This window comes from Salinibacterium sp. TMP30, from assembly GCF_038397785.1.
Lineage (GTDB): Bacteria > Actinomycetota > Actinomycetes > Actinomycetales > Microbacteriaceae > Rhodoglobus.
This window is the reverse complement of record NZ_CP151642.1, coordinates 1,861,481-1,874,572: the sequence shown is the minus strand read 5'-3', so window position 1 is coordinate 1,874,572 and position 13,092 is coordinate 1,861,481. Positions and strand designations below refer to the sequence as shown.

The 13,092-nt window shown below is 61.4% G+C and carries 14 protein-coding genes; 6 read left to right on the top strand and 8 right to left on the bottom strand.

The genetic code is table 11. The features are described 5' to 3' along the window. Positions 1-6 precede the first annotated feature (6 nt). The 6 genes from AADH44_RS09110 to AADH44_RS09085 all read right to left on the bottom strand — a co-directional run bounded on the left by AADH44_RS09110 (position 7) and on the right by AADH44_RS09085 (position 4,590). A complete protein-coding gene (locus tag AADH44_RS09110; protein WP_341952486.1) occupies positions 7-1,164 on the bottom strand; it encodes a hypothetical protein in 1,158 nt (385 codons plus the stop codon). After that, positions 1,161-1,499: a PadR family transcriptional regulator gene (locus AADH44_RS09105; protein ID WP_341952485.1), complete on the bottom strand. Its 339-nt coding sequence runs from the start codon at positions 1,497-1,499 to the stop codon at positions 1,161-1,163. Before AADH44_RS09105 ends, AADH44_RS09110 begins: the two co-directional genes overlap by 4 nt. Positions 1,500-1,581: 82 nt before the next feature. After that, entirely contained in the window at positions 1,582-2,535 is a 954-nt protein-coding gene (locus AADH44_RS09100) for a DUF2510 domain-containing protein (protein ID WP_341952484.1), read from the bottom strand. A 219-nt stretch (positions 2,536-2,754) separates the two neighbouring features. Next, on the bottom strand, positions 2,755-3,156 hold the full coding sequence (locus tag AADH44_RS09095; protein WP_341952483.1) for a roadblock/LC7 domain-containing protein: 402 nt from the start codon (positions 3,154-3,156) through the stop codon (positions 2,755-2,757). Continuing rightward, positions 3,153-3,731 (bottom strand): ATP/GTP-binding protein, encoded by a 579-nt coding sequence (locus AADH44_RS09090; protein WP_341952482.1) that lies wholly within the window; start codon positions 3,729-3,731, stop codon positions 3,153-3,155. The genes AADH44_RS09095 and AADH44_RS09090 overlap by 4 nt, the downstream gene beginning before the upstream one ends. Positions 3,732-3,900: 169 nt before the next feature. Beyond that, on the bottom strand, positions 3,901-4,590 hold the full coding sequence (locus AADH44_RS09085; RefSeq protein ID WP_341952481.1) for an EamA family transporter: 690 nt from the start codon (positions 4,588-4,590) through the stop codon (positions 3,901-3,903). Between the two features lie 92 nt (positions 4,591-4,682). Here AADH44_RS09085 and AADH44_RS09080 point away from each other — a divergent pair, with 92 nt between their 5' ends. Continuing rightward, positions 4,683-5,180 carry a MarR family transcriptional regulator gene (locus AADH44_RS09080; protein WP_341952480.1) on the top strand — a complete coding sequence of 166 codons (498 nt, stop codon included), beginning with the start codon at positions 4,683-4,685 and terminating at the stop codon, positions 5,178-5,180. 45 nt (positions 5,181-5,225) lie between these two features. Continuing rightward, on the top strand, positions 5,226-6,635 hold the full coding sequence (locus AADH44_RS09075; protein WP_341952479.1) for a GH1 family beta-glucosidase: 1,410 nt from the start codon (positions 5,226-5,228) through the stop codon (positions 6,633-6,635). Between the two features lie 51 nt (positions 6,636-6,686). On the opposite strand, the gene AADH44_RS09070 is transcribed toward AADH44_RS09075, so the two are convergent. Both AADH44_RS09070 and AADH44_RS09065 read right to left on the bottom strand, forming a co-directional pair. Next, entirely contained in the window at positions 6,687-8,363 is a 1,677-nt protein-coding gene (locus tag AADH44_RS09070; protein WP_341952478.1) for a SulP family inorganic anion transporter, read from the bottom strand. Next, a complete protein-coding gene (locus AADH44_RS09065) occupies positions 8,360-8,725 on the bottom strand; it encodes a metalloregulator ArsR/SmtB family transcription factor (RefSeq protein ID WP_341952477.1) in 366 nt (121 codons plus the stop codon). The genes AADH44_RS09070 and AADH44_RS09065 overlap by 4 nt, the downstream gene beginning before the upstream one ends. Before the next feature lie 138 nt (positions 8,726-8,863). Here AADH44_RS09065 and AADH44_RS09060 point away from each other — a divergent pair, with 138 nt between their 5' ends. From AADH44_RS09060 to AADH44_RS09045, 4 genes are all read left to right on the top strand, one after another. After that, positions 8,864-10,096, top strand: coding sequence for an ATPase, T2SS/T4P/T4SS family (locus tag AADH44_RS09060; protein WP_341952476.1), 1,233 nt, complete (start codon positions 8,864-8,866; stop codon positions 10,094-10,096). After that, positions 10,093-10,959: a type II secretion system F family protein gene (locus AADH44_RS09055; protein WP_341952474.1), complete on the top strand. Its 867-nt coding sequence runs from the start codon at positions 10,093-10,095 to the stop codon at positions 10,957-10,959. Before AADH44_RS09060 ends, AADH44_RS09055 begins: the two co-directional genes overlap by 4 nt. Further along, on the top strand, positions 10,956-11,894 hold the full coding sequence (locus tag AADH44_RS09050) for a type II secretion system F family protein (protein ID WP_341952472.1): 939 nt from the start codon (positions 10,956-10,958) through the stop codon (positions 11,892-11,894). The genes AADH44_RS09055 and AADH44_RS09050 overlap by 4 nt, the downstream gene beginning before the upstream one ends. A gap of 72 nt (positions 11,895-11,966) precedes the next feature. Continuing rightward, the gene (locus AADH44_RS09045) at positions 11,967-13,007 is read left to right on the top strand and encodes a Gfo/Idh/MocA family oxidoreductase (RefSeq protein WP_341952470.1); all 1,041 of its coding nucleotides are present in this window, start codon (positions 11,967-11,969) and stop codon (positions 13,005-13,007) included. Positions 13,008-13,092: the final 85 nt, after the last annotated feature.

Genomic DNA, 13,092 nt, shown 5'->3' with positions numbered 1-13,092 from the left:
GGCCGGTTAGTGTGTCACGACGCGGGTCGTCTGCTCAGGCAGGCGGCCCGCGTTCGTGCGTCGGGGAAGTAGTGCGAGCCAGACGATCGTCACGAGGCATAACTGGCCAAGGATCGACAGCGCGGGGCCAGAAATGGCCGCGTCTCCACCGGAAATCGCAAAAGTGTCAGCAAGAGACATTCCCATATTGAATCCGGCGACCCAGTGAAATGCGAGAGTGAGTCCAACGACGGTCAACCCGGCTGTTGCTAGGGTGCGTGCCGACATCCTGGCTCCGATCTGGGGAACGAGGCAGGCGACACCGAAAGCGACAGCGGTGAATGTCCAGAATGCTGCCCATAGCCAAATGAGTATCGCTGAGGGGGACTCGCCTGCTGCGGCCATCTGGCCATAGATTGCGTCGAGGTCGAGCCCAGGCATCGCGGCAATCGGGTTCCACACCACGATGTGGAGGGTGCCCACGGCAACCGTTGCAAGCGTAACCGCGACAGTGCCGAGGCCGATGGCCAGTCGAGTAGCCATACGCGCAAGAACTCGATCTCGTACGGGGGGATTGCTTCCGGCAGCGATCACCAGCACCACCGGAGTTGCCAACACTGCCATGGCAAACACAAGGAAAGGTATGACCATGAGCGCTCCGATCGTGAGCACGGCGGCGATCATCAGCCAGAGCACGAGTGACGACGGTCGTAGACCTGACGTGGACATGGCGGCGGAGTCGGATCGACGCGACCCGGCGCGCTGAGTCAGGAGAGCACGAACTGTAGCGAGCAGTCCCAGTACCACAAAGATGATGGCGGCGAGCTTCACCGTGAGTCCCGCTGCGCCCAGGAGCGCCGTGCCCAGACTGGTCGTTGCGCTCTGAACTCCGTAACCTCCCCAAAAGACCAGGCCCGTGCCGAGGATGCCGGCGCTGATGAAGGCAGCCACTGCCCATCGTGCACGGCGAGCAGCCGCGGCGTGCAGAGTGATTCCGCTGACTTCTGGGGCATCCCGGTCAATCGTGACTGCGGTAGCGGCGGCTCCCCACACGATCGATGCCTCAGACATGTTGAGTTCGTCGACTCCATCAAGATCGGCGAGCCATTCTTCCCTGTAACGCGCGCGAGCTGCCGTGGGTATCGTGCAGGCGATTGCCCCGACCGCGCGCTGAGCGAGATTCACGCGGTGGCCTCGAACGCCTGAACGGCAGAAAACGCATGAGCGGATGAGTTGTTACCGGTAGGGGACCGCTGCGCTGTGAGGAGTGTCGATGCTGCCGCAGTGCCATCCGATGTCAGTTCGTAGAGTCGGCGGCGAGGGCCCGTTCTCTCGGGATCATCTTCCCATTCTGAGGTGACCCAGCCGAGGCGTTCGAGGCGTTCGAGAATCGGGTAGACACTTCCCGCTGGCCGCCTGGTGCTCTTGACAACCCGCAACCCCCAGAGCGGCTGAGGCGCTGCGGTGAGTGCTCCGAGCACATCGAGAGTGGCGGCGGTTACGCGAGAGAGGGGTTCCATTCCCCTAATCTAGCTATATAGAGATAGAAGTCAAGTCAATCGGATCACGGGTTAGTTGGCGCAGAGGCTCTGCCAACGGCCGCTACCTGCTGTGACGCCCACGCAGTCGCGCAAAAAAGCCACGAGGTGCTGGTGTGGGTGTCGGTGCGCCGATCTCATCGTCGCTAGCTCCCGGAAGCACACGCAAGATGTTCATGAGACTGAGCGCAGCAACGAGAGCGTGTGCCGAACGAGGTTCGGTTTCGGCGATTGCGGCGAGTTCCTTCGCCGATAGCGGTGCGTGGCTCAGGATCGATGTCATCCGCAGCTGGTCGGCGTCGTGCGGCAGGTTAGTGATGTTAGGCCAGCGGCGCAGACGGTAGCGCGCACCGTCGGTGAGCCAGGGCGCAGGAGAGTGTGCGTAGCCGTTGAGGCCGATCATCCACAACAGTGCACTCAGGTCTTGGCCTGCGCCGGTTGGCATGATCACGGCGTCGCGAATATGGCTGCGGATGCAGATGCTCGCGGGACTAGGTGGGAAGTCTGTAATTTCAGCCTTCCACCAGTAGGAACGCTCGAACACGTCAATGATGAGCATGGGAAAACTGGATGAGGTGATGGCCAACACGGTCGGCTGCTTGTTGCTTGACGCAATCTTGATGGCCTCGGCAACCTGCGCCCATTCAGAGGCGGCAATAGTGAGATCACTGTCGTCGTCGATGCTGCTGCGGTATCCGGCCGTAGGGTCACTCAGGTGCGCAGATTCGACCGCATCCTCGGGCAACGGCGCTTCAAGTTGGCGCAGCGAACTGGCGACAGCGGTCTCGGGGGGAGTGGGTACATTCGTTGGCGGCGTCTCGGGCTCGGCGCTAGCGTTCAGCGTGCCGTAGCGCGCTTCCTCAGCAGGATCAGCAAAATCAACGAGTTGGTGCACAAGCGGAGCGCGCGCCCCAGAGATCTGATCGGTCCACGTGTGATTGTCCCACCATCGTAGTTGGGGCAGGCCAAGCGGGTCGGGGTACCAGCCGGCGGGAATGTTGGTTGAGTAGGTAGTCATCTTCACGCCTCCTGCGTGAATTGGTGTGCGGTGCCGAGGGTGCACCGCGGTGATGCTTGCGGGTAAAAATCCTCGATTCAGAGGACGGCCTGCGGGTTAGGCAATTGGTCGTTCGCTGTTCGTATTTCCTGGTGATGCTTCGGGTTTTCGGGTGATGCGGGTATTCGGGCGTTCGGGTGATGCGGGTTTTTCGGGTGATGCGGGTAAAAATGTGGGACCTTAGCGGGCGGAGAGAAAAACGTTGAGCCGTCGTGCGGTTCGGCGTGCGGCAGAAAGTGATTTGCCGATTGTCTCGTTGTCGGTGAAGAGGGCAGCGAGTACTAGTGGGTGGCCTTCAACTCGTACCTGTACGACGTGGCCCTGTTCGGCCGCGACGATCACAAACTCGTTGTCTCCGAGTTTGAGCTCCCGTGCAACAGCATCGGCGAGGGCCTGAGTCGAACTGGCCATGCTCGCGAATCGATTGCTGTCGAGTTCGCTACCGTCAACACTGACCACGCTGAAGCCGTCTTCGGTGAGGATGGTCGCGTAGCTCAGTGAGGGAGCAAGGTCTTTGAGGCCGCTGAGAGCGAGTTCTCCGCGGGAGATGTACTTCTTGTTGAGGTGGGTTGCGATAGTCATCGTGCCCCCCCTGATGTCAGCCCAGGGTTGGCGGCGACGGCCTGCTTAAGCTCAACATTCGCAACCAGGGTCATAAGGAGTACGGTCATGTCGGCGTTGGAGCGGGCATCCACCGTGAATACGGGGATCAGAACGTCAGGCATTTCGTCAGCCAGAGCATTCGCGTATTCCTCGATCAGCGACTCGGGAACCAGATCGGCACGAGTGAGACCGATGACGATTCCGCCGCGCTCATAGAGGGCGTAGAACTCTTTGACGTAGTCGATTGCGATCTCGACAGGGTTTTCGGCATCCGCGTTCACTAAGAGCAGTACGCCCTCAGCCCGTTCGGCAAGGATCGACCACATGAAGTCGAAACGTCGTTGGCCGGGGATGCCATAGAGACGAACTTTTTCGGCATCATTAACACTGATCTCGCCATAGTCGAGAGCAACAGTCGTGGTCGCCTTGTCGGCTGCGGCGCGGTCGCTGTTCGCAGCCTCCGTGCTGACAACTTCAATCTCGCTGAGGGCACGGATGGCGGTCGTCTTACCCGCGCCCATCGGCCCTGCGAACAGGATCACGTGTTCTGACATCTGATACCTCCCCCCAGGAGTTGTGCCTATGCTTCTATCTCACTGAAGCATGCAAGCCCCCGTTGCAGGGTAATAGCCCCCCGTTTGGGTGTCGGTCATAATCGCCCGTATAAACACTATGCAGAACGTTCTGTCTGTCCCCCCAAAACGTGTGGTGGTTGTGGACCACTTAGCGATTCTTGGACCAATTTTTCCGGCGTCCAGCGGTGATTTGGCCCCCAACGATTGCGGTCATCGCGAGCACGAAACCGACACTCTGGACCGCACCGAACGTTTGCCCGAGAACGATCGCTCCGAGTGCTGCCGCTGCCAGCGGCGATACCAACCCCAAGACGGCGACTGAACCAATCGGGAGTATTCGGATGCCGCGAAACCACAGCGTGTAGGCAACGAGGCCGCCCACAATTCCGAGCCACGCATAACCGAGTAGCGCTGGGCCGCCGATGGCAGACGGAATGCCTTCAGCAAGGAGAGCGATCGGCAGCAAAAACAGTCCACCAGCGGTGAGAAGCCAGCCCGCATATCCTACAGCGGAAACCTGAGGCGGTTTTCCCCAGCGCTTGGCGAGCACTACGCCGAGAGCCATCGAAGAGGTTCCGGCGAGGTGGTAGGCGGCGATGAAGAGCAGTGGAAAGAACGCGCCAATGTTGAGCACGCCGAGGACTGCGGACTTCCACCAGCATGCCCCGCTCGGCAGCTGTCGGGCGATGGCGAGAGCGATAAGGCCGGCGGGGAGTGCGCGAACAAGCGACGCGAACAGCGGATGCCCGGCAGGCAGTAGTTCGGTAGTCACAATGTAGGTTGTGCCCCAGGTCAGCGGTGCCAGTCCGGTGAGCAGCGTGTCGCGGAGTTGTCTCATTTTCCCTCAATGTACAATGTTAAATAGTTTAATGTTAAACAATCTAGAGTGTTGTACGGTAAACGTCAAACAATTGACCGTTGAGAGGTGTCATGACTGACAGTGTCGACCGCATCATGGCCCAGTGGGGTGCCGTGCGCCCCGAACTCGATGTCTCGGCGATGGGCATCCTCGGGAGACTCTCGCGAGTAACCCGACTGCTCGAGCGAGCCCAGCTCGATGTCTTCGAAGGGCACGGCCTGCAGGCGGGGGAGTTCGATATCCTCGCGACACTACTGAGGTCGGATGCCGGCGCGCGGGGACTCACCGCTGGTGCCTTAGCCAGCAGCTCAATGGTTACTTCGGGCGCCATCACCAACCGGCTTGACCGTCTGGTCGCCAAAGAACTCATCTCGCGCGAGGTCGATCCCGAGAATCGTCGAACCGTGAGAGTCGCGCTCACCGACGCGGGCCTCGAGGTAGTGAATCGCGCGCTGCTCGCTCACGTCGAGAACGAAGAAAGACTGCTCGCATCGCTCGGGCTCGCGCAACGCGGTGAACTTGAAGCGTTACTCCGTCAGCTGCTGAGCGCTCGCGAATCGGCTGAATAGTCGTCTTGTGGTCGGGTGACGAGTCAGAAGCTTTAGGGTTGCTTCATGAGTTCTGACTACCGCGACAGTGGCCTCGTTTTTGCGCCCAACTTCATTGTGGGCTCGGCGACGGCCGCCTATCAGGTGGAGGGTGCCGCGCGTGATGGTGGCCGCAGCGAGTCGATTTGGGACACCTTCAGTCACACCCCGGGCAAAACCTGGAATGGTGACACCGGCGATGTCGCTGACGATCATTATTACCGCTTCGAGTCTGACCTCGATCTCATGGCCCAGCTTGGCCTCGATGCCTACCGCTTCTCGATTTCTTGGCCGCGCCTTCAGCCCGGTGGCCAAGGTGAGGTAAACCCGGAGGGGGTGTCGTTCTACTCGCGCCTCGTTGACGGTTTGTTGAGCCGCGGCATCCGCCCCATCGCCACCCTGTATCACTGGGATTTGCCTCAAGAGCTTGAGGATGCGGGTGGTTGGCCTGTGCGCGACACTGCGCTGCGGTTCGCAGACTACGCCGAACTTGCTGCCACTGCGCTTGGCGACCGCGTACACACGTGGACGACCCTCAACGAACCCTGGTGTTCGGCGTATCTCGGCTACGGTTCGGGCGCGCATGCTCCTGGCCGCACCGACGGTGCCGATGCGCTCGCCGCTGTGCACCACCTCAATCTGGCGCACGGCTTGGCGGTTCCGCGACTGCGGGAGGCGGCGAGCAATGACCCTGAAGTGTCGGCCACACTCAATTTCCACGTCATTCGGGGTGATGACGCTGAAGCGAAGCGCCGAATTGACGCACTCGCCAATCGTGCCTTCACAAGCCCGATGCTATTGGGTCGCTACGACGATGACCTCATCGCTGACACGAGTGATGTGACGGATTGGTCATTCGTTCGCGAGGACGATCTGGCGAGCATCCACCAGCCCCTCGACTTCCTGGGGGTCAACTACTACTCCACGGTCACAGTGAAAATGTGGGATGGCCTAACGGTGCGCAAAAACAACGATGGGCACAAAGACATGGGCGGATCACCGTGGCCCGGCAGCCGTGACGTCGAGTTCCTCGAGCAGCCCGGCCCTTACACGGCGATGGACTGGAACATCGCACCCGACGGTCTCGAAGAGTTGCTGGTCGACCTGCACGAACGCTTCCCCGAACTGCCGCTAATGATCACCGAAAATGGTGCTGCGTTCGAAGACGACGTGACGGATGGTCGGGTGCACGATCCGGAGCGGGTTGACTATCTCAACCGGCACTTCACCGCAGCACACCGTGCTATCGAGCGGGGAGTCGATCTGCGTGGCTACCTTGTGTGGTCGCTGCTCGACAACTTTGAGTGGGGCTTTGGATATTCGAAGCGCTTCGGCATTGTGCGCGTCGACTACGACACCCAAGAACGCATTGTGAAAGACAGCGGGCTGTGGGTTTCTGAAGTCGCGAAAACGAAGGTGACGCCCCCGCTTAATTGACGTGGGCGATACTGAGTCAGGAGACGCTCAGGCAGCGTGCCGCCGACTGATTCAGTCCGTTGCTGCCTCGTCCGCGAGCGTCGACCGCCGAATGTGCGAGCGGGCGTGTTCGATCGCGGGCTCGAGTTCGGCAAACAGATGGTTGGGATGTCGAAGCGAGCTGATCACTCCTAGCCGTTTCAGCACATCCAGATGTTCGGGGCGGATGCCCTTGATGATGACGGTTACGCCGCGTTTCTCGAGGGCGGTGATGAGTTCGGTGAGGGTGTGAGCACCGGTGGCGTCTATGAGGTGTAGTTGTGAGAGGCGCACGATCACCACTTCGATGCCCTCGTGGTCGTTGATGCGGTCGATGAGTCGTTCTGCTGCACCAAAGAATAGTGAGCCGTCGATGCGGAACAGAGCGATGCGTTCGTCGCCGGGTTCGGGGGAGCCGGGTAGTTCTTCACGGTGAACGCCGCTGGCCTTGCTGAGAGCTCGGAGGGCGAAGAACGCGGCGGCGGCGATGCCGATGCCAACAGCGATGATGAGGTCAAAGCTGACCGTGATCACCCCGGTGATGACAAACACGGCGGCTTCGGATCGTCCGGTGCGCAGCATTTGCTTGATCAGGGTGGGGGACACCATGCGGGCGGCGGTGGCCATCAGAACGCCCGAGAGTGCAGCCAACGGGATGACCGCGACGACTTGCGCGGCGAGATAGACGACGATGAGCAGCGCGAGAGCGTGCACGACCGCTGAGAGGCGCGTTCGACCGCCAGAGCGCACATTCACGGCGGTGCGGGCAATGGCACCGGTGGCCGGCATCCCCCCAAAGAAGCTGGACGCAATGGATGCCAGGCCCTGACCCACGAGTTCGCGATCGGCGTTGTAGGGCCCGGTGTCAGACATGCTGGAGGCGACCCGGGCGGAGAGGAGCGATTCGATTGACGCGAGCGCGGCGACGGCGAAGGCTGGACCGATCAGGGTTGTGAGGTCAAAGCTGAACGAGGGCACGGTGGGTGCGGGCAACGAGGCGGGAAGTTCACCGATCGTCGCCAGTGGCAGCGAGAGTGCTTGCGCGACAATCGTCGCGATCGCGATGGCGATGAAAGAGGCGGGGAGGCGTCCGCTGATGCGCGAGAGCAGCAACATGATGGCGATTACGGCGGCGACGACCCCGAGTGGCAGCAGGGCAGCAGGCCACTGCGCGGCGGTGATAAAGGCGCCCGCGGCGAATATTGCGTTGGTGGGGTGCTCGGTGCCTTCGGTTCCCAGAGCGGAGGGCAGTTGCTGCAGGAAAATGATGATGCCAATGCCAACGGTGAAGCCTTCGATGACAGGCCAGGGGATGTAGCTGACGGTGCGGCCGAGTCTCAGCACGCCGGCGATGACGACGATGATGCCCGCGAGCACGGTAACAATCGCGACAGCTTCGATGCCTTGACTGGCAACGATGGGGGCAAGAACCACGACCATGGCGCCGGTGGGGCCCGAGACTTGCACGTTGGATCCGCCGAAGACGGCGGCGACGATTCCGGCGACGATGGCGGTGATCAGGCCTGCTTCGGCACCCGTGCCGGAACTGACTCCGAAGGCGAGGGCGAGCGGCAGCGCGACGATGCCGACGGTGATGCCGGCCAGCACATCGCCGCGCCAACTTGTGCGAAGTCCGCGGTAGTCCTGCCGACTGGGAAGCAGCGACCTCAGTGACCGCAGCGACTTCAGTGACTTCTTTGACGCGTTCATCGGGCGTCGGGGATCACGGGCAGGGACTCGACTGACGCCAGTTGGGCGTGCTGCTCGGTGAGAATCTCGCCGAGAAGTACGCGGGCAACGCGCAGCAGTTCGGCAATCTGCGGGAGTGCGAGTCGGTAGTACACGACGCTCGCACGCCGTTCGGAGACGACGAGCCCATAGCGCCGCAGTACTGAGAGGTGCTGCGAGAGGTGGGATGCTTCAAGTCCTGTTTCGGCGAGCATGTCTGACACCGATGCTTCGTCATTGCTCGACAAAATTTCGAGCACGCGGATGCGGTGCGGATGCGCGAGCCCTTTGAAGAGATTCGCCTTGATCTCATAGAGCGGCCTGCGCTCATCGAGAACGACCATTGCGGTGCTCCTAACCACTCACTTGGTGACTTGATAAAACCATCATACCAGCACTAGGGGGTCTGGCGAGCCGCCCCCGACAACGGATCCTGTGGACAACGGGCGAACGGTTGGGCGCCCACTCACCACAATGTGAGCATGTCTAACGCCGTGGTGACCATTGCTGATCAGGTTCGCCAGCGGGTTCGCCGCGATGGCGTCGACCTTTCGCGAGACAGCGAACTTGCGTCTCGCTATGTTCGGGATGAGGTGCGGCGCTATAGCGAGCGGGCGCTCGGTGGTTCGGTGCCGCTGCTCGCAGATGAAGCGCAAGCAGCCCGCGAGGTGGTTGCCGCGCTGACCGGGTACGGTCCGCTCCAACCGTTCTTTGACGATGACACCGTTGAGGAACTCTGGATCAACGGACCCGAGCACGTTTTTGTTGCCCGCAACGGTGTGCCTGAGTTCACGGGCATCCGCCTCACTGATTCCCAAGTGCGTGATCTGGTGGAGCGGATGCTGCAAACTTCCGGTCGTCGCGTAGATCTGAGCTCTCCATTCGTTGATGCCTCCTTGCCCGATGGTTCGCGACTGCATGTGGTGATTCCGGATGTCACCCGCAAGCACTGGGCGGTGAACGTTCGCAAATTCAGTCAGCGCATTCGCGACCTCGATCGTCTCGTCGAACTCGGCAGCCTCACCCAGCATGCCGCCGACTACTTACGATTGTGTGTGCTGTCTGGCCAGAACATTGTGGTGTCTGGCGCAACCCAAAGTGGCAAAACCACGATGCTCAACGCCTTGCTCGCTGCGGGCAGACCCAATGAGCGGGTGGTCACCGTTGAGGAGACGTTCGAGCTGAGTGTACCCAGCCACGACAGCGTCGGCATGCAGTGTCGCCAACCCAGCCTTGAGGGCACGGGCGAGATCAGCTTGCGCAGACTGATTAAGGAGGCACTGCGGATGCGCCCCGACAGGCTCGTGGTCGGCGAAGTGCGCGACGCCGAATCGCTCGACCTGCTGATCGCCCTTAACAGTGGACTTCCCGGGATGTCGAGCATCCACGCCAACAGTGCACGCGAAGCGCTGGTGAAGCTCTGCACCCTGCCCCTGCTCGCCGGCCGCAATATCGATTCAGCCTTTGTGGTGCCCACAGTTGCGAGTTCAGTGGATGTTGTCGTGCACTGTGAGCTGACGGCTAACGGCACGAGGCGGGTCGTCGAGATCGCGTCACTCAGCGGGGAGGTCAGTGATGGGGCTGTCGAGAGTTCGGCTCTTTTCCGAACAGTGCAGGGCACCCTCATCCAGACCGGCGTCGTTCCTGCGCGACTCTCCAAGTTCCGTGCTGCCGGAGTCGACCCGGTTTCGCTGCTGTTGACGGCTGTCGCATGAGTCTTCTGTTGGGCATCGCGCTCGCGGTGGGAACAGTGCTGATCGCTGCGACATTCCTGTGGCCGGAACGACGCGAACGACGCGTGCGAGGTCGATCTGCCTGGTCTCTGCGGCTGCGGGAACGACTCGTGCAGGCGGGGTTGCCGACAACAAGTCCCATGGTTGTCGTGTTGGTCGCACTCGTTCTCGCTATCGCTGTCGGGGCACTCACCTTCGTTCTTACTTCGGTTCTTGCGGTCGTGGTGTGTGCGGCGGCGACCGCGCTCCTGGCTCCGATGCTCGCGATCAGCTGGCGTGCGCGAGTGCGCCGTCGCGCGACCCGGGTTGTGTGGCCAGACGTGGTTGACCAGCTGGTGTCGGCCGTGCGCTCGGGGCTCGCCCTTCCCGACAGCCTCATGACTCTCGCTCATACTGGTCCCGCAGTAACCCGCAGTGCGTTTGTGGCCTTTTCCCAGCGGTATCGCGCGACGGGCAACTTCTCGATTTCGGTAGACGAACTGAAGGTAGCGCTAGCCGATCCCGTCGCCGACCGCATCCTTGAAACTCTGCGGATGTCGAGGGAGGTCGGCGGCAGTGAACTCACAAACATCCTGCGCAGCCTCAGCATCTACCTCCGCCAAGAGGCGGCGATTCGTTCAGAAATCGAGGCTCGCCAGTCGTGGGTCATGAACGCGGCTCGCCTGGGTTTGGCGGCTCCGTGGGTGGTGCTGTTCTTGCTCACTACACGGCCTGAGGCAGCACTTGCGTACAACTCAACCGGCGGTATCGCGCTCATCGTTGCCGGCCTTGCGCTTTCCGTTATTGCGTATCGGATCATGGCGGGTATTGGCCGCTTTCCTGAGCAGCCGAGGTGGTTTGCATGAGCGACTCTCTTGCGTGGGCAGTCGTTGCGGGAATTGCCGGTGGGCTGGGGTTGTGGTCGATTCTTAGTCTCATTCCACGGCTGAGTCGGCCCACTCTTGCCAACCGTGTTGCACCCTACGTGATCGACGTTTCGGCGGGAGCCCGCGAGCATGTTGCACCGCGTTCGGTCGGGCCGCTTCCTGTGCTCGGGGTGCTGTTCGTGCCGGCCGCACAATGGTTGCGCAGCACCTTGGCGTCGGTTGCTGGTGGCGGAGACCAGATTGCACGTCGGTTGCGCCAGGCTGGGTCTGAGATGGGTGTTGAAGCGTATCGCTCGCAGCAACTGCTCGCGATGCTGGGGGGCGCGATGCTCGGGGTTGTGTTCGACGTCACAATCGCGAACGCGCAACAGGTTCCCCTCATTGCACAGCTGGTGCTCGCGATAGTCGGCGGCGTGCTGGGCATTACGGCCCGCGACTACCTTTTGCAGCGCTCGGCAAAGGGCCGAATCCGACGACTCACGGCAGAGCTTCCCGTCGTGCTCGAGTTCTTGGCCCTGAGCCTGTCTGCCGGCGAAGGAATCTTGGATGCGGTGCGCCGGATTTCACAGGTCAGTGGCGGCGAGCTTTCTCGAGAACTCGCTCGCGTAGTCGCAGCCGTAAACACGGGGCTCCCGTTCGGAGAAACCCTCGGCGTGCTGTCGCGCGAGCTCGAGCTGCCGCCCTTTGCGCGCTGTGTTGATCAAATCTTGGGCGCACTCGACCGGGGCTCACCGCTGTCGGAGGTGTTGCAGGCCCAGGCTCAGGATGCTCGTGAAGAGTCCAAGCGCGAACTGCTCGAACTCGCAGGCAAAAAAGAAGTGGCGATGCTCTTCCCGCTGGTGTTCCTTATCTTGCCGATCACGATCGCTTTCGCGATCTTCCCCGGAATCTTCGTACTGCAGGTCGGGTTCTAGAGTGCGGCTCCGGTCCTAGACTGGTCGAGGCCTGCGGCGTCGCAGGTAGCACGCACAACGACAAGGATTCCTTTGTTTCCCACCACGTTCCCGGCCCCGATCGTTCCCGCCGCGGATTCCGTGCCGGCACTGCGCTGGGGCATTCTCGCTCCGGGAGGAATCGCCGCGACCTTCGCCGAAGCAGTGCAAGCCCACACAAACCAAAAACTCGTCGCCGTGGCATCCCGCAGCCTTGACCGCGCCCAAAACTTCGCCAGAACGTGGGGCATCGCCGACGCTTACAGCGACTATGCCGAACTCCTTGCTAGCCCCGACATCGACGTCGTCTACATCGCCGCCCAGCAACACGTTCACCGCGACCTCGCACTGCAGGCTGTCGCCGCAGGCAAACACATCCTCGTAGAGAAGCCCTTCGCCATGAACGGTGCCGAAGCCCGTGAGATCGTCGCTGCCGCACGTGCTGCGGGTACTTTCGCAATGGAAGCAATGTGGACACGCTACCTTCCGCAAACCTCCGTGATAGCCCAGCTACTTGCCGACGGTGTTCTTGGCGACATCAAGCTCGTCACTGCCGACCACGGTCAAAATATGCCCGTCGGTCACCGCGTGCGTGCACTCGACAGCGGGGGAGGTGCCCTGCTTGATCTCGGCATCTACCCCATCGCGTTTGCCTCACAAATTCTGGGCACACCCACGGCCATCCACAATGTTGGCTCGCTCATCGACACCGGCGTTGACGCTCAATCGCTACTGACGTGCAGCTATGCCAGTGGAGCCCAGGCGCAGCTCAACACGAGCCTGCGCGTTCGCACACCCACTACGGCATCGATCGCCGGTGAGAATGCACTGCTCCAGATTGGCGGGCCATTTTTCACTCCCAGCGGTTTCACCCTCTCGAAGCCAAGTTTCGACGGAGAGTCGATTCACTGGGCCGACGAGTCTGGCATTGTCGGCCATCGCGGGCTCAGCTATCAGGCCACAGCACTCGCTGGTTACGTCGACCAAAGCTTGACTGAGTCGCCTATCCACTCGCTGGCTGAGACGATCGCCATCCTTGACACCATCGATAGTGCTCGCTGGCAACTGGGATACCGCTTCGAGTCAGAGAAGTAGGTGGCAGAGAACTGCTCGGTTGAGCCTATCCGCACCGAAAACCCAGTCCACCGTGCAGAGGTTGGGCATAAAGCTTCCTGTCTGC